Origin of the sequence: Endozoicomonas acroporae (assembly GCF_002864045.1) — a bacterium.
GTDB lineage: Bacteria > Pseudomonadota > Gammaproteobacteria > Pseudomonadales > Endozoicomonadaceae > Endozoicomonas > Endozoicomonas acroporae.
This window is the reverse complement of sequence record NZ_PJPV01000084.1, coordinates 1-20,237: the sequence shown is the minus strand read 5'-3', so window position 1 is coordinate 20,237 and position 20,237 is coordinate 1. Positions and strand designations below refer to the sequence as shown.

General features: G+C 50.1%; 16 protein-coding genes. 11 read left to right on the top strand and 5 right to left on the bottom strand.

Annotated elements, in window-relative coordinates; translation table 11 throughout:
- The first annotated feature begins 59 nt into the window (after nt 1-59).
- From CX664_RS14755 to CX664_RS14745, 3 genes are all read left to right on the top strand, one after another.
- Nucleotides 60-1,394, top strand: a complete 1,335-nt coding sequence (locus CX664_RS14755; RefSeq protein WP_241693371.1) for an efflux RND transporter permease subunit — start codon at nt 60-62, stop codon at nt 1,392-1,394.
- Nucleotides 1,395-1,577: 183 nt separating this feature from the next.
- Entirely contained in the window at nt 1,578-2,876 is a 1,299-nt protein-coding gene (locus CX664_RS14750; protein ID WP_101747471.1) for an OmpP1/FadL family transporter, read from the top strand.
- Between the two features lie 148 nt (nt 2,877-3,024).
- Nucleotides 3,025-3,756, top strand: coding sequence for a hypothetical protein (locus CX664_RS14745; protein WP_101747470.1), 732 nt, complete (start codon nt 3,025-3,027; stop codon nt 3,754-3,756).
- A gap of 29 nt (nt 3,757-3,785) precedes the next feature.
- On the opposite strand, the gene CX664_RS14740 is transcribed toward CX664_RS14745, so the two are convergent.
- Complete coding sequence (locus CX664_RS14740) at nt 3,786-4,544, bottom strand: sulfite exporter TauE/SafE family protein (RefSeq protein ID WP_101747469.1); 759 nt, start codon at nt 4,542-4,544, stop codon at nt 3,786-3,788.
- Nucleotides 4,545-4,724: 180 nt separating this feature from the next.
- Here CX664_RS14740 and ahpC point away from each other — a divergent pair, with 180 nt between their 5' ends.
- Both ahpC and ahpF read left to right on the top strand, forming a co-directional pair.
- Complete coding sequence (ahpC, locus tag CX664_RS14735; protein WP_101747468.1) at nt 4,725-5,294, top strand: alkyl hydroperoxide reductase subunit C; 570 nt, start codon at nt 4,725-4,727, stop codon at nt 5,292-5,294.
- 185 nt (nt 5,295-5,479) lie between these two features.
- Nucleotides 5,480-7,063 (top strand): alkyl hydroperoxide reductase subunit F, encoded by a 1,584-nt coding sequence (ahpF, locus tag CX664_RS14730; RefSeq protein WP_101747467.1) that lies wholly within the window; start codon nt 5,480-5,482, stop codon nt 7,061-7,063.
- A gap of 205 nt (nt 7,064-7,268) precedes the next feature.
- Here the strand turns inward: ahpF and CX664_RS14725 are convergent, their stop codons facing one another.
- The 3 genes from CX664_RS14725 to CX664_RS26460 all read right to left on the bottom strand — a co-directional run bounded on the left by CX664_RS14725 (nt 7,269) and on the right by CX664_RS26460 (nt 8,038).
- Nucleotides 7,269-7,511, bottom strand: coding sequence for a PIN domain-containing protein (locus tag CX664_RS14725; protein WP_101747466.1), 243 nt, complete (start codon nt 7,509-7,511; stop codon nt 7,269-7,271).
- A 142-nt stretch (nt 7,512-7,653) separates the two neighbouring features.
- Nucleotides 7,654-7,899 (bottom strand): hypothetical protein, encoded by a 246-nt coding sequence (locus tag CX664_RS14720; RefSeq protein WP_146000032.1) that lies wholly within the window; start codon nt 7,897-7,899, stop codon nt 7,654-7,656.
- Nucleotides 7,880-8,038 carry a hypothetical protein gene (locus CX664_RS26460; protein WP_180966506.1) on the bottom strand — a complete coding sequence of 53 codons (159 nt, stop codon included), beginning with the start codon at nt 8,036-8,038 and terminating at the stop codon, nt 7,880-7,882. The genes CX664_RS14720 and CX664_RS26460 overlap by 20 nt, the downstream gene beginning before the upstream one ends.
- 123 nt (nt 8,039-8,161) lie before the next feature.
- Between CX664_RS26460 and CX664_RS14715 the strand changes: the two genes are divergently transcribed.
- Nucleotides 8,162-8,566: a hypothetical protein gene (locus CX664_RS14715; protein ID WP_101747464.1), complete on the top strand. Its 405-nt coding sequence runs from the start codon at nt 8,162-8,164 to the stop codon at nt 8,564-8,566.
- 14 nt (nt 8,567-8,580) lie between these two features.
- On the opposite strand, the gene CX664_RS14710 is transcribed toward CX664_RS14715, so the two are convergent.
- Complete coding sequence (locus CX664_RS14710; protein WP_219622206.1) at nt 8,581-9,000, bottom strand: SDR family NAD(P)-dependent oxidoreductase; 420 nt, start codon at nt 8,998-9,000, stop codon at nt 8,581-8,583.
- A 539-nt stretch (nt 9,001-9,539) separates the two neighbouring features.
- Here CX664_RS14710 and CX664_RS26455 point away from each other — a divergent pair.
- From CX664_RS26455 to CX664_RS14680, 5 genes are all read left to right on the top strand, one after another.
- On the top strand, nt 9,540-10,202 hold the full coding sequence (locus CX664_RS26455; RefSeq protein ID WP_180966505.1) for a homeobox domain-containing protein: 663 nt from the start codon (nt 9,540-9,542) through the stop codon (nt 10,200-10,202).
- Between the two features lie 470 nt (nt 10,203-10,672).
- Nucleotides 10,673-11,329: a homeobox domain-containing protein gene (locus CX664_RS26450; protein ID WP_180966504.1), complete on the top strand. Its 657-nt coding sequence runs from the start codon at nt 10,673-10,675 to the stop codon at nt 11,327-11,329.
- A gap of 500 nt (nt 11,330-11,829) precedes the next feature.
- Nucleotides 11,830-13,401: a long-chain-fatty-acid--CoA ligase gene (locus CX664_RS14690; RefSeq protein WP_101747460.1), complete on the top strand. Its 1,572-nt coding sequence runs from the start codon at nt 11,830-11,832 to the stop codon at nt 13,399-13,401.
- Between the two features lie 152 nt (nt 13,402-13,553).
- Nucleotides 13,554-15,770 carry a YgiQ family radical SAM protein gene (locus CX664_RS14685; RefSeq protein WP_101747459.1) on the top strand — a complete coding sequence of 739 codons (2,217 nt, stop codon included), beginning with the start codon at nt 13,554-13,556 and terminating at the stop codon, nt 15,768-15,770.
- A 377-nt stretch (nt 15,771-16,147) separates the two neighbouring features.
- The coding region (locus CX664_RS14680) for a M26 family metallopeptidase (RefSeq protein WP_180966503.1) at nt 16,148-20,237 on the top strand (4,090 nt) is incomplete at its 3' end.

Genomic DNA, 20,237 nt, shown 5'->3' with positions numbered 1-20,237 from the left:
TGTATTGTGCCAATCACCCTTCGACAAGCCTCAGGATGAACGGAGATCGAGTTCAAAATGTGGAAATTATTTCGGGACAATTCCTTACCCTGCTGGTGATTGATATTCAGGTGATTCAGGATCTGGCGATTACTGCCAGTATCGGGGTTGCGACCATCATTTTAACCAACCTGGTTCTGCTGCCTGTGCTGATGTCGTTTATCACAGTCAGCAAACGCTCCGTTGACCATGCCAGAAAAAGCCAGCAGCAGGAGTCCCGGGTCTGGCAAGTGGTCGCCAAACTGGCCAGCCCGAAGGTGATGCCGGTGTCTATTCTGATTGCCCTGCTGGGCTTTGCTGCGGGTGCTTACCAGGCAACTGACCTGAAAATTGGTGATCTTGACCCCGGTGCCCCGGAGTTTCATCCGGACTCCCGTTACAACCTGGATAACCTGTTTATTAATAGCCATTACGCCACCAGTGCCGATCTGTTCATCACCTATCTGGAAACTCAGCCCGAAGGTTGTAGCCGTTATCCGGTGATGGATGCCATCGACCGATATATGTGGCATATGGAGAATGTGCCGGGGGTTCAGTCTGCGCTCTCGCTGGTCACCGTGTCCAAGCAGGTGATTAAAGGGCTGAATGAAGGAAGTCTGAAATGGCAAAGCCTCTCCCGTAACCCTTATGTGCTGAACAACTCGGTGGGGAATGCGGCTGCACTGTTTAATGCCGACTGTTCCAGTGCGCCGATTATCCTGTTCCTGGATGATCACAAGGCTGAAACACTGGAGCGGGTGGTTCAGGCGACTCAAGCGTTTGCTGCTATCAATAACACCGAAGAGTTCCAGTTTGTGATGGCCAGCGGTAATGCCGGAGTAGAAGCGGCCATCAATGAGATTATTGCCCAGGCGCAGAATAAAATGCTGTTCTGGGTGTATGTGGTGGTCAGTATTCTCTGCCTGATTACCTTCCGTTCAGTGAAAGCGGTGCTCTGCATTATTATTCCACTGGGGCTGACTTCGGTGCTCTGTCAGGCGCTGATGTCTTACCTGGGGATCGGTGTAAAAGTGGCGACCCTGCCGGTTATTGCCTTGGGTGTGGGGATTGGCGTGGATTATGGAATATATATCTACAGTCGTTTAGAGAGTTTTATGAGGCAGGGTATGTCTCTGGAAGAAGCCTATTACGCAACGCTGAAAATAACCGGTAAAGCTGTCACCTTTACCGGGGTGACACTGGCCATTGGGGTGGGTACCTGGATCTTCTCGCCGCTGAAATTTCAGGCGGATATGGGGATTTTGCTGACCTTTATGTTTGTCTGGAATATGGTCGGGGCTATTTGGTTGTTGCCTGCTTTGGCCAGGTTGTTGTTGGTGCCTCGGGTTGGGGGAGGGGTTTTGGCTGAAACATGAAAAAGTTGGCAGTGGGCAGTGGGTAGGTTTTTTATGGGGGGTGTTTTTATTGGGAAGTTACTTGTTGGTGGTTCATTACTTTTCAAACTGTAACAAATGTATTAATATCCGCTAACGAAAAGTCACACGACATTCGCACAATAATAAAAATGCACCTTGAGTTGTGCCTGAAGGGAAGTACTAATGAAAAAAATCAATCAATCCCTCTTTGCCCTGTCGACACTGACACTGGCCATGCAGGCTGGTGCAGCTGGTTTTGCCCTGAATGAATCTTCAGCGGCTGCTGCTGGTACTGCTTATGCGGGGCGGGGTTCTAATGCGCAAGATGCGTCCATTTTGGCGGCTAACCCTGCGGGTATTGCTTTGCTGGAACAGCGGCAGGTGACTGTGGGTGGCGGTGTGGTTGTGCCAAAAGGTGATTTTAAGGGTACAGGTACCACTCCTTTAGGACCTAATAGCAGTAGTAACGATGAGTTTTTGAATACTTCTGTGATCCCATTTGGCTATTTCTCCATGCCTGTGGATGATCAGCTCTCGTTTGGCTTCGGTATATATGCGCCATTTGGTTCGTCCACAGATTATGATGACGACTGGGCAGGGAAATATTTTGCCGATGAAACTCAAGTTACTATCGTTAATTTCCATCCAACAGTCGCCTATAAGTTTTCTGATCAGCTATCTTTGGGTTTAGGTGTTTTCGCTACCTATGGAGAAGGAGAACTCAGCCGCTTTGTTAACCCTCTTACACCCACTGATAATGTTGTGATCAAAGGTGATGATGTGGCTTATGGCTGGAATATTGGTGCGATTTGGCAGCCACAAGAGTCAACATCCCTGGGTGTTAGCTATAGATCAAGTATTAAGCTGAAGCTAAAAGGAGATGCTACTGGAACTGGTTCTATCTGGAATGCTTTAGGAGGTAGTGCAACGGAGAAAGCCAAGCTAGACATAACCTTGCCAGAGACCCTGGAGTTCAGTGCTACCCACGAGCTGGATGACCGGTGGACAGTAATGGCCGGAGCAACATGGACTCGATGGAGCCAGTTTGACAAGCTGGTCATTAGTTCTGATCAAGGAACTGGCCCTGTTTCTGGAGTTGATCCTTCAGATGCAACAGTAATAACATATGTGCCTGAAAACTGGAAAAATGTGTGGGCGTTCGCTGTTGGCGGTAGCTATAAATATGATGATAATCTCACCTTAAAAGCAGGTTATGCATTTGATCAAAGTCCAGTTAAAGATGAGTTCAGAACAGCTCGGATTCCTGATAGTGATCGTAACTGGCTGACACTTGGTGCCAAGTATGAGTTGGGCAATGACTGGACGGTAGATGCTGCTTATGGATATATGTTCGGATCCAAAGTAGAGATTGATGAGAAAAACTATCAATCTAATGGGAGTCCCGCAGGAACCCTGAACCTGAAAGGCGAATACAACAACACCGCCCACGTATTCAGCGCATCGGTAACCAAACGCTTCTAAAACCAAAGGGTCTTGTCTGACCCTGTAAAAGTGATCGTAAAAGAAATGCCCGGCCGTCGTCGGGCATTATTTTTTCTGCGCATGGTGAATTTGTTGACTACTTTGTTGATGTGATAAACCAACAAAAGAAATCCCATGGGGGGTACGAGTGCTAACGAATACACCTGCTTCACTTCAGCTCACCCCGGCGGCGCAGTCACTCCCGTCCAATAGTGAGATTGCCAGTGGCAAACAGGCATCTTCAAGGGCTGAAAAAAATGCTGGTACGTCTTTTTCAGGTCATATAATCAATGATTCCTCAGAGGAATGTTCAGGTACATCGTCGTTAATACCTGGCTCAGATGGTGTTGTTGAAGCAAAGTTGGAAACCCCCAGTGACGAGCCAATAGTTTGCCGTTCTGTTACCCCTGCTGAAGAGCTTTGCAGGAGAATCCGCCTGTTGACTACTTCAGCTTCCAGGCCGTCCACGAGTGCAAATATTTCACTTCCGGATATAAGAGAAGAGGATGCTTATGATCCTCAGTCAGATATGGTACGGAGAAACCATATCCTGGATTTATATGGGAAATACGATTTCCGGACGTTGCGCATTAGCGCAATTCGGCAACAATTGCACCATGCACTGGAACCATTGCTATCGCTGTTGGCTGAGGACAAAAATGTAAACGGCGTCGTCAGGCATAAGGAGGATCCCCTTGTCGTATCCGTCGATATGGGGGCTTATAATCAGGGAAAGCTTCCTTCCTTAGGCCCCCATTTTGCTTCTCTGCTTAGATACGAGGCTGATGATCCCCACTACCCCTATGTATTCTGGGATACTGAAGGTTGCATTACGGTTAAAAACTTGCTTCTGATCCGTTACAGTACGCCGGCTTTTTAATTATCTGTTCCCGTTAAAAAACCTTCTCGTTAAAAGAATAACGCCGCAAAACACCCGCAAACGGTCATTACCAGCAGCAGCTTTTTCAGTGTGTCTGGTTTGGCCTTAATGGCAAATTTTACGGAAAGGTGTGCGCCAATGATATAACCGATGGACAGAACCAGTGCCGGAATCCAGGCCACCTGGTCACGGGCAATAAAGACGACCAAGGCCACTACCGTAAAAGCCAGGGTGCAGACCAGTTTCAGGGCATTGCCACGCACCAGGTCGTAACGGAGAACGCCACATACCGCCGCCAGCAAAATAAAGCCGACACCTGCCTGCACAAAGCCGCCATAGAATCCGGCTATAGTCAGCCCAATCCAGGATTTTGGTGAGTCTGCCACTTTCAATGGCACAGTGCCTTCTGGCGGAACAATCATGGCTGGCCGCAGCACCATAATCAGGCTCATGGTGACCATGGCTCCCAGCAGCATGGGCTTTAATACCCACTCCGGGCTGTAAGACGCGGTCACTGCTCCCGCCAGGCCTCCCGCCAGGGTAGGGATCATCATGGGCAGAATCTCTCCAGTCTCCAGACGGTTATGTTGCCTGAAGCCCAGGGCACCGGTCAGGCTCTGCAGGAAAATGCCCACCCGGTTGCTGGCATTGGCAATATCAGCGGGCATGCCCATGACCATCAGGGCTGGCAGCGTCAGGTTGGAACCGCCTCCCGCCAGTGTGTTGATGATGCCTGCCACTATGCCCAGTGTGATCAGTATTGCGGATGATACTACCGTGACTTCCATAAACCGTTCCTGTTGTCGCTTTTATGTTCGGGAAACCGAAACTCTGTCAATTAAGTAAATCTATTAGAGGTATTCTTTTAATTAATTTTGATGTTCGATGGTTTGGTCGTAATCTTTATCACGTGAAAGGCAAACCTAAACCAGAAAACACTCTCCAAGAGAAGCGAAAAGGAAAATCAAATGACTCAATCTCTGATTAACACTGTGATCAAGCCATTCAAAGCCACTGCTTTCCACAAAGGCGAGTTTATCGATGTGACCGAACAGAGCCTGCTGGGCAAGTGGTCAGTGGTCTTCTTTTACCCGGCTGACTTCACCTTTGTCTGCCCAACCGAACTGGGCGATCTGGCTGACCATTATGAGAAACTACAGTCCCTGGGCGTCGAAGTGTACTCCGTGTCAACGGATACCCACTTCACCCATAAGGCATGGCATGACAGCTCTGAAACCATCAAGAAAATCCAGTTCCCGATGATCGGCGATCCAACCGGCACCATCACCCGCAACTTCGGTGTGATGATTGAAGAAGACGGCCTGGCACTGCGTGGCACCTTTGTAATCAATCCTGAAGGTGAAATCAAGGCCATCGAAACCAACGACCTGGGCATCGGCCGCTCAGCCAAAGACCTGGTGCGTAAGGTACAGGCTGCCCAGTACGTCGCTGAGCATGACGGCGAAGTTTGCCCGGCCGCATGGCAGCCAGGTGAAGAGACTCTGGCACCGTCCCTGGACCTGGTTGGCAAGATCTAAGTAATAGATTACCGCTGATAACCTGCCCGACCTGTTCGGGCAGGCTCAAAGGCTGACCAGGAATAGTGAGTAAACCGTTCAATATTCCTGGTCAGCTTTACAGAGGCTTGTCTGAGAAGCCCGGTCAGAACTAGCCTGATCGAATACAGTAAGAAACCGTTTTTATCATAAACAGGGGGGCGACCATGCTCGACACAAATATGAAAGCCCAGTTACAGAGTTACCTGCAAAACCTGAAAACAGCCGTTGAACTTATGGTATTTCTGGACGACAGCGGTAAGTCAGCGGAAATGGCCTCCCTGGCCAACGACATTGCCAGCCTGTCTGACAAGGTATCTGTCACCAAAGCAGACAACAGCAATGAGCGCAAACCCTCGATGCTGGTTCGCTCGGCGGCAACGGGCAGTGAAATTCGCTTTGCCGGCCTGCCCATGGGCCATGAGTTTACTTCCCTGGTACTGGCGCTGCTGCACAGTGGTGGTCACCCCATTAAGGTGGATGATTCTGTGGCAGAGCAGGTAAAAGCACTGGAAGGTAACTACCGCTTTGAAACTTACGTTTCCCTCAGCTGTCAGAACTGCCCGGATGTGGTGCAGGCGCTGAACATCATGTCAGCCCTGAATCCCAGCATCACCAATGTGATGATCGATGGTGCTTTGTTCCCGAACGAAGTGGACGAACGGAAAATCATGGCCGTACCCTCGGTTTACCTGAACGGTGAACTGTTTGCCCAGGGACGTATATCTGTGCAGGAAATCCTGAACAAACTGGATACCGGGGCTGCCCGGCGTCAGGCAGAAGCGATCTCGGAAAAAGCACCGTTTGATGTGCTGGTGGTTGGCGGTGGCCCTGCCGGTGCCTCTGCTGCCATCTACAGTGCCCGAAAAGGCATTCGTACCGGTATTGTGGCGGACCGTTTCGGTGGTCAGGTGATGGATACTGTTGGTATTGAAAACTTTATCTCCGTTAAGGCGACGGAAGGCCCTAAACTGGCCGCAAGCCTGGAAGAACATGTCCGCGACTATGATGTGGATATCATGACTCAACAGCGTGCCAGCCGGATTGTGGCGGCGGAGCAGGCCGGTGATCTGATGCAGGTTGAGCTGGAAAGTGGGGCAACATTGCACAGTCGCTCACTGGTTATCGCTACCGGTGCCCGCTGGCGGGAAATGAACGTGCCTGGTGAGCAGGAATATCGGGGTAAAGGCGTCGCCTATTGCCCACACTGTGATGGCCCGCTGTTCAAAGGGAAAAAAGTCGCCGTCATTGGTGGTGGTAACTCCGGTATTGAAGCAGCAATCGATCTGGCAGGTATTGTTGAACATGTCACCGTTCTGGAGTTCGACAGCAAACTGAGAGCAGACGAAGTGCTGCAACGCAAGGCCCGCTCCATGGGTAATATCGATATCATTACTGAAGCACTGACCACTGAAGTGCTGGGCGATGGTGAGCAAGTGACCGGGCTGCGTTACACCGACCGGGCAACGGATAACAGCAATACAATTGAGTTGTCGGGTATCTTTGTCCAGATCGGTCTGGTTCCCAACGCCGAGTTCCTCAAGGGCACCCTGGAGTTAAGCCCGCGTGGTGAGATTATCACCGGTGCCCAGGGGGAGACTTCTCTGCCCGGCGTGTTTGCCGCCGGTGATGTCACCACCGCACCTTACAAACAGATCATTATTGCCATGGGTGGTGGTGCAAATGCGGCGTTGGGTGCCTTTGATTACCTGATCCGGACGCCAGAGCCACAGCAGCAGAAAGCGGCTTGATTTGTCGGTGCTTTGATTAGGTGGCATAAAACTTTAGTTTTTGACCAAACAGACCTCGGTAACAATACTCCACGTGTTGTATAACCGAGGTCTTTTTTATGTAACGCAGAAAACTCGGGAAATCCAGGGATAACAATATTCATTTCGACGACAAATAAACAACCCTATTTTGATTGGCCAACCTTGTTTCCCACGGTTATGTATTTCAGGGCTTTTTCACATCGTCAAACTGTTGAGCGGCCTTATCGAGGGAGTATACCCCGGCAAATTCTTCATTCATTTTCTCGATGATATATCTGGATTTGCATACGATCAGAGCATCAGCGAAACCAGCTTCTTTTCCTTTGATGTCTTTGGCTTTTTTGTAGGTATTGAGAGCTTTCCATACAACCGGACCGTTTTCAAAAACAATGGACGGTTCATGGAATAAGTGCAAGATTGTTTTCACTATCTCTTTTTTTTCAGCTGATATTTTCGGCCTGCTAATGTCCAGACGGTTTCAACAAGAACGGCATCCGATACAAGAATACGCCAATTCCCCTTGCACTGGTGGAAAATAGTACTGAGGGAGATGGTTTCAGAGCTATCTTTCACTTAGCGATATCAAACGCTTTCAACCACAGCAGGCGACCAATGCCCCGACAGCCTTTATCGATTTTATGGTCAGAATCCAGAGTTTCGAACGATGCTATATTGGCGTCGTTAAAGCCAACACCATTATCTGTAGCTTTTAATGATTTCCTGCTCAGCTTCTTTCGCAGGGTGCATCTGCTGCTGAGGGTTACGGATAATCTCAAGGGTAATCTGGCCGGTTGTTCACCGGTTGGCTTCTTCAAGGGACTGGATTGAGTTAACAACGGCTTCAAAAACTGGCAACAGGCCGTGGGACTTAGGTAAATTGGTGTTGCGCAATCTTCCGGCAAGATTGGTATGAAGACTTATTGGCAGCACTCCTTTGGAAGAAACAGCCTGCATCGTTGTTTCTTTTTGTCAGATCATGTCAGACAGTACAATTCATGCTCAAAGAGAATAGACCCTATAGCCAGCTATGCATGGTGTGAGGCAATAGCAACTCAATATTTTCATGATTGATCAGTAATGGTCTATGTTTCTTTGGATTATAAAAAAATTATTTCAATTGCATATAAAGGTTATATTGATATGAACATTACAATAGCCAAACAATCCGTTCCAACAAGCCAACCCGATACAACAAGTCAACCCGTTATAACAAGTCAACCCGTTCCAACAAGCCAACACATTCTGCAAAAAGTAAGTGAAAGCCGTGTCAAAAAGGCCGGTAACTGCTTTGCCAATACCGGCTGTGGAGCATTTGTTGGCTGGTTGTGTGCAATCTATTGGGGCGTTAGCTATCCTGCAACCATACTTACTGGGGTATGTGTCGGCTGTTTAGCTACCAGTAGCTCCGAAACAATAACAAAAGTTTATAACAGAGTCATAACTTCAAAAAAACCGGCCGAGCAAGCACCTGAACAGGTTTGAACATTTGTCATGGGTTATTGCACCGGTTGGCCGGTATGCAGTTCGAGACCGCCTGACACCGGCAAGTTAACGCCATTGCAGGAGCGGGACGCATCGGAGGCGAGGAAGTACATGGCCTCGGCCACCTCTTGCGGGGTGCAGATGCGTCCCATCTGGTTGAACTGATTGACGACATCGGCCGGGTTTGCCAGAAACATCGGTGTTGCACAGGCAGAAGGGCAGACATTATTCACCCGAATATTGTACTTGCCATAATCCAGGGCCATTGCCCTGGTCAGATTGACCACCGCTCCTTTTGCCGCATTATAAGCGGCCATGTTGTAGTCACCGTTTAGTCCAGACACCGAAGCGGTATTGACGATAGTACCACCGCCGTTGGCAATCATGGATGGGACAAAGTATTTACTGGTCAGGAAAATTGATTTCACATCCACAGCGAACAGCGTGTACCAGTCCTTGTGAATGGATTTTAGTCAGCACAGTGTCACCTTGAATACAAAAAAAATTACAGTTCATTAGATTTTTTGACGCACGCGTCTAGTATGGTCTTACCTACAGCAAATTGGCTGATGTTATGGACCCAGCAGCGTTCTCTAAAAAATCACCTGACATGTTGTCTAATGTAGTTAACTCATCCGGAGCTGTCGGCACTCGTACTGCCAGTGTACCGGAAGCCAGAAATGCGGCAGTTTATGGCAGGTTTTCCATAGCACGAACTACTGATGTGCAGCCATTCCATTGCGTGGATAGTTTAATTCCCATGGTGTCACAGGTAAGGGAGCTTTCCCCTCCGTACATGTTTGGTTGCGGAGTTTCAAGTGTCGATAATATACCAAGGAATTTGTCCCTGTATCCTCATTATGCCATGGCCCCGGCGCTTGACCATTATCGCCTGGGAGAACAGGCAGGATTTGATATGAGCTCTGTTTACCGGCCACCTTATCGGACTGCTACTTCCACCCGGGTAGTGGGTGTGGGTGGGGAGCCTGGTCCGTCAGTTTCTGCTGATACGATAAAGAGCAAAGCTGCTACGATAAAGAGCAAAGCTGATACGAGCGAAATGGATGCACAGCCAGCAGAACCTGAGTTTCATGCACCTAGATTGCGGACCACGTTTCAGGATTGGCAGCTTCAGAAACTTAATACTGCTTTTCAACGCAACAAGTATTTAACAACGTTTCAAAAGGGTACATTGGCTTTAAAGTTGGGTGTAAAAGAATCACAGGTGCAAACATGGTTTCAGAATAAAAGATCGGCCATCAAAAAGCAGACCTCTTCGGTCATAAAAAGCAAAAGCGCTCGATCTGTCAGGGCGTCGAAAGCAGCTGCTTCCCGGGCCCTTTCGACGAAGCAGCCAGTTTCTTCAGTATCACGGCAGGAAGTTGGTGCTCAGCATAGATATGCATTACTGCGCGAGAGTAAAGTAATCAGCACGGCTATGGCTCAATCATCAGCTGAAGCGTTGCAGATAATTTCAGCGAATCTCAAAGATACTCCTCAGGCACAATCTCCTCTTTCAGCTGCTCACTACAGTCCATCCGGTAGTCCCGGGCCCGGACTTCCTGCAACTTCTCCAAGGATTGAATTAACGGATGCCGAAGATGAGTCAGATTCTTCCACCTCAACTGAAACATAAGCTGGCAACTAAACGTCAACAGGCTTTACAGAATAACTTCTACCTGTTGACTGGATTTTTTGATTCTTGTGTCTTTTACCTATAACTAACTGGCTGATTTCATGGACCCTGCATTGCTTTCCCCCGACCAATCTTGCACACCGTTGCCTGGCGCAGTTCGCGCATCTGAAAATGAACACCCTCGTTCAGCCTCTGAACCAAAACCTGGAAATGTGACTTTCTGCGGCAGGTTTGCTGCAGCCCATCGGGATACTGAGCCAGTTTATTCCGGGCAAGAACCAGTTTGTTCTGTGGATGGATTATTACCCTGGACGTCACAGGCAAGGGACTTTTTTCCGCCGGATAGATTTGGCATGGGGGTTGCCTGTATTGGTAATGTGTCAAGGAATATTTCCCTGTTTGACCAGCCTGCCATGGCATCAGCTCTTCCCCCTTATCACAATAGGCATCAGGGACTGGCTGGGCCAGGTATGAGTTCTGGTCCCGTGCCTTCTGACCGGGCCGTTATTTCCACCAGAACAGAGGATGATCTGGCAGGAAGTTGCCAATCAGTTCCTTCAGGGAAGATAACAAGCAAAGCTGATACGAGTGAATCACATCCCCAGCAGGCAAGCACGGCACTTGCAGTACCCAGAAAACGATTATATGTGCCTGAATGGAAAGCTAAACAACTTGATAAGGTATTTCAACGCAGTGCTTATGTCACACTCCAGGAACGAGCTTTTCTGGCCGCAGAGCTGGATATGACAGAAGAGGAGGTTCGATTATGGTTTCAAAATAAAAGAACGAGTATTAAAAGGCGATGTTTGTCGGATAGTCTAAGAAACAGCGCTCAAAATATGATGCCGTCAAGAGCGGTTTCACGGGCCGTGGGGGATCAGCAGCAAAGTGTTTCATTGCCCTGGCATGGGATTGGTGAGAATAAGGAATATAAATTAATTTGTGAGAGGTATGTAATCACCAGTACTGTGGCTAAATCACCAGTTACAGCGTTGCAAGAGATGTTAATAGACATCGAAAGAAATCCCACGGTACGATTTTCCCGTTCAATTGCTAATTACTGCCAATCCAGGCTTCCTCAACCTGAACCCCCTGCAACGAGTTCAAATATTGCTCCGGGGGAATGAATAAGGTTGGCAATAAGCCATCTGTGGGCTTATCCATGACCGGCGACTGTAAAGGGAGCACCTGATTGCTGATAGCCATCTGACCTTTCTCACTGAATCAAGGTAAGATAGCACTATCTTCATTTTCCACAATCTTCACAATGGCATCAGGGCAAAAAGGGTTTCTTTTAAGTCTGCAGAGTTCAGACCGGCGTGATCAGACGAAAATGGTCTTCTGGGTAGTGACCGATGGGCAACCGGTATGTCTGGTGATAGATAACGAGCTGGCCGTCTTTTTTCTGCCAATGTCTGCTTTTCAGCAGGCTGAAGCGTTAAGTAGTTGGTTAACTACTTACTGCTCCATGCTCAGATAACCTTTACCTTCCTGCCGTTTGTTAATATGGATTTTGACAACATCATCACCTCACAGACCAGTCTGTTTTAAAGTGCCAGTTTGAGCTTTCACCGGTAGGTGTCTATGTTCTGGGGAGTCCATTTTATTTCCCTGGGGTGCTGGTTTCATGCCCAATCTTGCTGATTTCCTGTTCCGGAGCGCTGCTGTTTATCCCGATAAAACCGCCATTGTTGCGGGTGAACGGCGTATCAGTTATCAGGTATTAAAAGATACGGCAGCCACTATTGGTCAGGGGTTGCAGCAAACAGGTATCCGGCCCGGTGACCGGGTGGCGGTCAGTTGCCCGAATATTCCCCAATTCATGATGGTTTATTACGGTATTCTCAGTGCCGGTGCGGTTGTGGTGCCATTGAATATTCTGCTAAAGCCAAAAGAGATCGCCTATCATCTTACCGACAGTCAGGCCGTCGCCTATCTGTGTTTTCAAGGTTCGGATGAACTGCCATTGGGACAGTTTGGGCTTGAAGCCTGTCAACGGGTGAGCAGCTGTGAACACTTTTTTGTTATTACCGCAGACCTGAACCAGGATGAGTGGCGAGGTGAGTCCACGCTATCTGCATTGCTATCCGGCGGCTCAATGGCCGACCCGCAGGACAGGGCCCCGGAAGATACTGCCGCCATTCTCTACACGTCCGGCACCACCGGACGGCCAAAAGGTGCTGAGCTCACTCACTATAACCTGTCGATGAATGCACTTATCTGTTCGGCCTTATTGATGACCGGTGTGAATGATAGTCATCTGGTGGTTTTGCCGTTGTTCCATAGTTTTGCCCAGACGGCCCATATGCTCCATGCCGTGGCATCAGCATCCACCATGGTGTTGATGGTTCGTTTCGAGGCATTGACAACCCTGAAGCTGCTGGCGCAGGAGCAGATCAGCTATTTCGCTGGTGTACCCACCATGTATATTGCCCTGAATGGTGCGCAGGCGGAGTTGTCTGCCGGTGAACGACAGGCCATTACCGATACGTTGCGGTTGTGTGTCAGTGGTGGTGGCCCTATGCCTGTGGATGTTTTGCAGGCATTTGAGGGCAATTTCAACGTCACCCTGCTTGAAGGTTATGGTCTCTCGGAGACGTCGCCGGTCGTCTGTTTCAATACTCTGGATCAGGCACGCATTCCCGGCTCTATTGGACGACCAATCCCTGGTGTGGCACTGAAAGTGGTTGACGATGAGGGAAACGATCTGCCCTTTGGTCAGGATGGTGAGCTGGTCATTCGCGGCCACAACGTGATGAAAGGGTACTTTAACAAACCGGAACAGACGGCAGCGGTGTTGCAAGATGGCTGGTTTCGCACCGGCGATATTGCCCGCCGTGATGAAGCGGGTAACTACTACATAGTAGATCGGAAGAAAGACCTGATTATACGTGGTGGTTTTAATGTTTACCCCCGTGAGGTTGAGGAGGTGTTGCTGGCTCATCCCGATATTATGCAGGCGGCAGTCATCGGGGTACCTGATGATTATTACGTTGAAGAGATTATGGCGTGCCTGATCCTGCACGAAGGTTGTGAGCTGTCGCCGGAATTGGTGAAGACCTGGGCACGGCAACAGCTTGGGGACTACAAATACCCGCGCTATGTACGAATTTTTCAGGAATTCCCGCTCAGTGCCACGGGTAAAGTATTAAAGAGAGCGTTGCGAGAGCAGGTGAAGGGAGAGCATAAAGGGCAGTAGTCTTCTTTGTATTGACGGTTTTTTATGGCAATGGGTCGGTTTGTCTTATTAACCTTTCGCTATTTGGTAGTTGCTGATTTAAATACCGGGGTAGGACTGACGGACGATTTCTGTGAAAATAGCCGGTTTTTCATCACAGCTCCCAAGAATCCATGCCCATACCGAAAACCGCACCGGACCTTTTCTCCTATCCCAAGTACTGGGCTGAATGCTATGGTACGTCGCCCTGGTTGCCCATGTCCCGTAAAGAGATGGATGCGCTTGGCTGGGATTCCTGCGACATTATTATTGTGACCGGCGACGCTTATGTGGACCACCCCAGCTTTGGTATGGCAGTGATTGGCCGTTTCCTGGAATCCCAGGGTTTTCGGGTTGGGATTATTGCGCAGCCGGACTGGAGCAACCCGGAAGATTTCAAACGGCTGGGCAAGCCGAACCTGTTTTTCGGTGTGACTGGCGGCAACATGGACTCCATGATTAACCGCTACACCGCCGACCTGAAAGTGCGTAATGACGATGCCTATACGCCGAACGCAGAGCCCGGCAAGCGACCGGACCGGTCGGTGATCGTCTATAGCCAGCGCTGTAAGGAAGCATACAGTGATGTTCCGGTGGTGCTTGGTGGTATTGAAGCCAGTTTGCGTCGTATAGCCCAGTATGATTACTGGAGTGATGAAGTGCGTCGTTCCGTATTGATCGATGCCACCGCTGATATTCTGCTTTATGGTAATGCCGAGCGGGCGCTGGCCGAAGTGGCGGATCGATTGGCAAAAGGCATGACCATTCGGGAGATTGATGATATCCGGGGCACCGTGGTGATCAAACCGGCGGTGCCTTCCGGCTGGACCGAGATTGATTCATCACGGATTGACTGGCCCCGGGACATTCAGTCCCTGGAAGAAGCTTATGGCCTCAGTCCTTATGCTGAGGTTGAAGAGACGGTTTGTGATAGCAAAACCGGCAGCTCGTCGGAGTCAGCGGGTGATAATGACGTGCAGCCGGTACGCATAATCCCCATGCCTCTGCATCGCAATCAGCCGCTGGACCCGGCATCCACCTGCATACGGTTGCCATCCTTTGACAAGGTGCGCAAAGACCCGGTGCTTTATGCCCATGCTTCCCGGGTACTGCACCAGGAATCCAACCCCCATAATGCCCGGGTGCTGGTACAGAAGCACGGCAGCCGTGAACTCTGGGTGAACCCGCCACCCATCCCCCTGGCCACCCCTGAGATTGACGGTGTGTTTGGCCTGTTTTACCAGCGTCGTCCACACCCGTCTTATGGCAATGCCAATATTCCGGCCTACGAGATGATCAAAACCTCGGTCAATATCATGCGTGGCTGCTTTGGAGGGTGTTCTTTCTGCTCCATTACTGAGCATGAAGGCCGTATTATCCAGAGTCGCTCCCATGAATCGGTGATTGCCGAACTGGAAGATATTCGGGAAAAAGTACCGGGCTTTACCGGGCAGATATCCGACCTGGGTGGTCCAACCGCCAATATGTACTATCTCAATTGCAAGGATGACAAGATTCAGGCCAGTTGTCGTCGACTTTCCTGTGTCTTTCCGGGGATTTGTAAAAACCTGAAAACCTCCCATAAGAAGACCACAGAGCTTTATCGGAAAGCCCGTGCCCTGCCGGGTATCAGGAAAATTGCCATTGCCTCTGGCCTGCGTTATGACCTGGCGGTGGAAGATCCGGAATATGTGGAAGAGCTGGTGACGCACCATGTCGGTGGCTATTTAAAGATTGCCCCGGAACATACGGAAAAAGGCACCCTCGATCTGATGATGAAGCCGGGGATGGGCACCTATGACGCCTTTAAAAAGATGTTTGAACACTTCTCGCAAAAGGCAGGTAAAAAGCAGTATCTGATTCCTTACTTTATTGCCGCTCACCCCGGCTGTGAAGATGAAGATATGCTGAACCTTTCTTTATGGCTGAAGAAAAACAAGTTCCGTGTGGATCAGGTGCAGACATTTTATCCATCACCCATGTCGCTGGCCACGGCCATGTATCATGCCCAAAAGAATCCGTTGAAGCGGGTCAGCTATAAAAGCCCCCGTTTGTATACGCCAAGAACATTGGATCAGCGTCGTTTGCAAAAGGCCTTTCTCCGTTACCATGATGCGAAAAACTGGCCATTCCTGCGTCAGGCCCTGCGGGATATGAATCGTTCCGACCTGATTGGTTCCGGTAAGCATCAATTGATTCCGGAAGAGGAAAACAAGGGGCAGAGAAGATCTGGCCAGCGGGTACAATCGCAGGGTGATTTCCAGAAAGCCCGGGGCGGTCAGTGGGATAATCGCCATTCCAGAACATCAAAGAGTCCATCATCCCGGCAGAAAAAAGGTCGGGGCAGGTAAACTGAATGACCGTTTAAATATCTCCCTGGCATTGAAACCGTGTAGACATTAAAGAATTCATAGCAGAAAACCAGTTAACTACTTACTGTACTCCGCTTGCTTGAAATTCTCACCGGGCAGTAGTGGCACTCCGCCGGGTCTTTGAACTTCTCCTGAGGATTTTCTGACTCTGAAAATCCTGCACATCAGTATGTGACCAACGTCGTACTTTATGTGACTTTTTGAACATAGGCATAACGTCTTTAAGCATTCTGAGCTATGTTGTTCACAGAGAATTTGAATCAGCAAATAAATATTGGTGTTTATATCTTATTCGCTGATTTACACGACACAGGATGTTTTTGAGAAAAAGCGTTCGAAGTATTGATGAGGCAGTAATGTTGATACAGCCACCGACCGTGCCCAGAGGCGGCACTGCCAGCGACTCCCGACTTACAACAATACCGTCTACAGAGCCACAGGGACGATGGGGCAGTTTGGATGTATCCAGGGAGTCAGGGGTAGTACCGTTTTTAACGCGGGACGGAACCCAGGAAAACGACAACGATAAAATAAAAGACACACAACAGAACTCATCGCAGCAGCATCGTAAACCGACAAGCACAGCGCCCGGGTCTGGTCATCTGCCCAATGCGGCGGCGGTGCTGGGTGCGCTGTCCGGCCTTGCTGCTGTCGGCCTGGCAGCATCGGCCACCCGTGACAGCGACTCGTCAATTCCAGTGGCGAATGCCACAACCCTGGGCAAGATTGGCCGTGACCCGAACTATCCACTCACTGGCACTTACCGGCAAACTGTTCCGTGTATTGATGGTAGCCAATTGCAATCCATCGGTAATGAGACCCATCCGTTTACCGGCATCTTCCATGGCGAAAATGGTACCATCGGTAATCTCAGACATTGTCTGATAAAAACCCTGGCCGGTGAAGGCCGTGTCGATCTCCTGCGCTTGACTAATGCCAATATAACGTCCACGTGTCCGACCGCAGTGGTGGCCTGTGAAATTTCTGAAAATGCCACGATCAGTAATATCCGGGTTGAAAATGCTCATGTAAGTACTTCGGGCCCTAAAGCCCATGGGGGAGTTGTAGCAGGCATTGCCAAAGGAAAGGTTGACAACACCATGGCGGTGAATTGCACGGTTCGAACTTCAGGCAAGCTTGCCCATGGGGGAGTTGTAGCAGGCATTGCCAAAGGAAAGGTTGACAACACCATGGCGGTGAATTGCACGGTTCTAACTTCAGGCGAGTCTGCCCATGCCGGTGTCGGTGCAGGAATGGTTGATCACGGAACCTTTGCTGACACCAGGGCAGTGAATTGCAAGGTTCGAACTTCAGGCTGGCGTGCCAATGCCGGTGTCGGTGCAGGAAAGGTCGATGGCGGAACCGTTGCTGACACTAAGGTAGTGAACTGTAACATCACAACCGAAAATTATAGAGCAGACGCAGGTATCGGGGCTGGCCGCGTTATTGATGGCACTGTTGCTAACACGACAGCGGTTGATTGCCGCGTTGAAACCGGGGGCGATGAGGCTTATGCCGCTATTGGAGCTGGACATTTGCGCAGAGGAATCGTTACCTACACCAAGGCACTGAACTCCACAGTCAAAACCTCCTATATATTTGGGAGCGCCGGTATTGGCTCAGGCGTTGTTGAAAATGGAACTGTTGCCGACACGACAGCGGTTGACTGCCACGTTGAAACAGAGGGCCAGAGTGCAAATGCCGCTGTTGGAGCGGGATCTATTAAAGGTCGCAGCCTCGTTGAACGCACCACAGCGTTGAGCTGCACGGTCAAAACCAAAAATTATTTGGGACGTGCAGGCATCGGAGCTGCAATTGCCTATGATGGTGGCACCGTTGCCTGGAGCACAGCGGTAAATTGCAATGTTACAACTGCCGGTGATATTGCCAATGCAGCTATCGGCATAGGAGAGCTTGAAAAGAGTGCAACCGCTGCCAACACCCTGGCAGTGAACAGTAATGTCGCAACGAACGGCACTCGGGCATATGCTGGTATTGGGGCAGGGCGGGTTAATGAGACTAACGGTAATACCGTTACCGATACCACGGCGGTTAATTGCAGGATCGAAGCCCTGGGTCTTGAGGCAAAGGCGGATATCGTCAGTAATCATACCCGGGTTTGTAATACCTCTCTTATCGATATGGTTAACGATAGGGTATTTAACAGTCCTGGTGTCTGTCCGCTGGATCTGGATGATGTGTGTAAACCTGTCGCTCATCCGCTCTCGCTCTTGCTCCCGGATTGCCAACCCAGGCAAGAGTATCTTGACCAGTTAGACATGCTACGCAATTTCAGCAGTGATTTCTTCTCCGTCGAAACCCTGCCCATGGCATCCGCCATCCCCTTTTCCGACTTGCCTTGTCCTGCACCATCGGCCGCCTGTGACAGCGAACCGATTCCGGTGGCAGATGCCGAAACCCTGGGCATGATTGGCCGTAACAAGAGCTATCCACGCATTTGCGATTACCGGCAAACTGTTCCGTGTATTGATGGTAGCCAATTGCAATCCATCGGTAATGAGACCCATCCGTTTACCGGCATCTTCCATGGCGAAAATGGTACCATCAGTAATCTCAGACATTGCCTGATAAAAAAACTGGCCGGTAAAGGCCGTGTCGATCGCCTGCGCTTTACTAATGCTAATATAACGTCCACAGGCCCGGCCGCAGTGGTGGCCTGTAAAGTTTCTGAAAATGCCATGATCAGTAATATCCGGGTTGAAAATGCTCATGTAAGTACTTCGGGTATTCACGCCCATGGGGGGGTTGTTGCAGGCATTGCCGAAAAAAAGGGAAAGGTTGTCAACACCATGGCGGTGAATTGCACGGTTCAAACTTCAGCCGGGTTTGCCAGTGCCGGTGTCGGTGCAGGATGGGTGGTCGATGGCGGAACCGTTGCTGACACCACGGCCGTGAACTGTGACATCATGACCGACGAAGCTTATGGAAACGCGGGTATCGGGGCAGGGCAAGTTTATGCTGGCACTGTTGCTAACACGACAGCGATTGATTGCAACGTTACAACCAGCGGCATACAGGCTTATGCCGCTATTGGAGCGGGGCATGTTTGGGCCGGAGGAAATGTTACCAACACCAGGGCACTGAACTCCATAGTCAAAACCTCCGGTAAACTGGGTGGGAGCGCTGGTATTGGCTCAGGCGATCTTGCAGATGGAACTGTTGCCGACACGAGAGCGGTTCTCTGCCAGGTTGAAACAGTGGGCAAGGGTGCAAATGCCGCTGTTGGAGCGGGAAAAATTTCCCGTGGAAAAGTTACCAACACCAGGGCACTGAACTGCACGGTGGCAACTTCTGGTTATCGTGGCTATGCGGGTATCGGCGGGGGATGGTTTGAAGGTGGCACCGTGACTGGCACCACAGCGGTGAACTGCAATGTTACAGCAACCGGTAGCGATGCCAGCGCGGGTATCGGGGGTGGGAAGGTTAAGAAGGGTACTACTGTTACTAATACCGTGGCAGACAATTGTCACGTCAAAACATTCAAGGAAAATGCCGATGCGGGCATTGGCGCGGGAAATGTTGCTGATGGCACTGTTAACGGCACGACGGCAGTGAGCTGCAATGTCAGAACCTTCAATTCTGGCAAATCTGATATGGGGGCCAATGCCGGTATCGGAGCGGGATCTATTAAAGGTCTTAACAGCGTCGTGGCATACACCACAGCGTTGGACTGCACGGTCGAAACCAGAGATGACGATGGAGCGGCAGGCATCGGAGCCGGAACAGCCTTTGACGGTGGCACCGTTGAATGGAGCACAGCGGTGAATTGCGAGGTTGAAACTTTTGGTGCTGAGGCCCATGCAGCTATCGGCACAGGATACGTTAGAAGGAGTGCAACCGCTGCCAACACCCTGGCAGTGAAAAGTAATGTCACAACGAACGGCACTTGGGCAAATGCTGGTATTGAGGCAGGGCAGGTTCGTGAGTATAGGCGTGCAAAAGTTACCGATACCACGGCGGTTGATTGCAGGATCAAAGCCCTGAGTGATGATGCGACAGCCCGTATCGTCAGTGAGCATTACCAGGTTTGTAATACCTACCTTGACAATAAGCCATTTAACAGCACTACCTGTCCGCTGGATGATGTGTGTGAACCTGTCGCTCGTCCGTTCTCGCTCTTGCTTCCGGATTGCAAACCCAACCCCAAGTATCTTGACCAGTTACGCATGCTAAGCAATCTCAGCAGTGATTTCTTCTCCGTCGAAATCCCGCCCATGGCATCCGACATACCCTTTCCCGACCTGCCTTGTCCTGCACCATTGACCGCGACAGTGGCACCGTCGGCCGCCACAACGGCAGCAGGCAGGGAAGCCGGAGCCGGGGCATCAACCACCATACTTGTTTCAAAACCGGCTTCTTCTGCAACATTGTCCACAGAGATGGTATCGTCAACCACCATACCTGTTTCCGAAACGGCTTCTTCTT

What these genes read in the sequence shown, in the direction of transcription:
- ahpC (WP_101747468.1), top strand. Translation starts at nt 4,725, where the DNA reads ATGACTCAATCTCTGATTAACACTGTGATCAAGCCATTCAAAGCCACT.
- CX664_RS14750 (WP_101747471.1), top strand. Translation starts at nt 1,578, where the DNA reads ATGAAAAAAATCAATCAATCCCTCTTTGCCCTGTCGACACTGACACTG.
- CX664_RS14685 (WP_101747459.1), top strand. Translation starts at nt 13,554, where the DNA reads ATGCCCATACCGAAAACCGCACCGGACCTTTTCTCCTATCCCAAGTAC.
- ahpF (WP_101747467.1), top strand. Translation starts at nt 5,480, where the DNA reads ATGCTCGACACAAATATGAAAGCCCAGTTACAGAGTTACCTGCAAAAC.
- CX664_RS14715 (WP_101747464.1), top strand. Translation starts at nt 8,162, where the DNA reads ATGGTCTATGTTTCTTTGGATTATAAAAAAATTATTTCAATTGCATAT.
- CX664_RS14740 (WP_101747469.1), bottom strand. Translation starts at nt 4,544, where the DNA reads ATGGAAGTCACGGTAGTATCATCCGCAATACTGATCACACTGGGCATA.
- CX664_RS26450 (WP_180966504.1), top strand. Translation starts at nt 10,673, where the DNA reads ATGAGTTCTGGTCCCGTGCCTTCTGACCGGGCCGTTATTTCCACCAGA.
- CX664_RS14690 (WP_101747460.1), top strand. Translation starts at nt 11,830, where the DNA reads ATGCCCAATCTTGCTGATTTCCTGTTCCGGAGCGCTGCTGTTTATCCC.
- CX664_RS26460 (WP_180966506.1), bottom strand. Translation starts at nt 8,038, where the DNA reads ATGCAGGCTGTTTCTTCCAAAGGAGTGCTGCCAATAAGTCTTCATACC.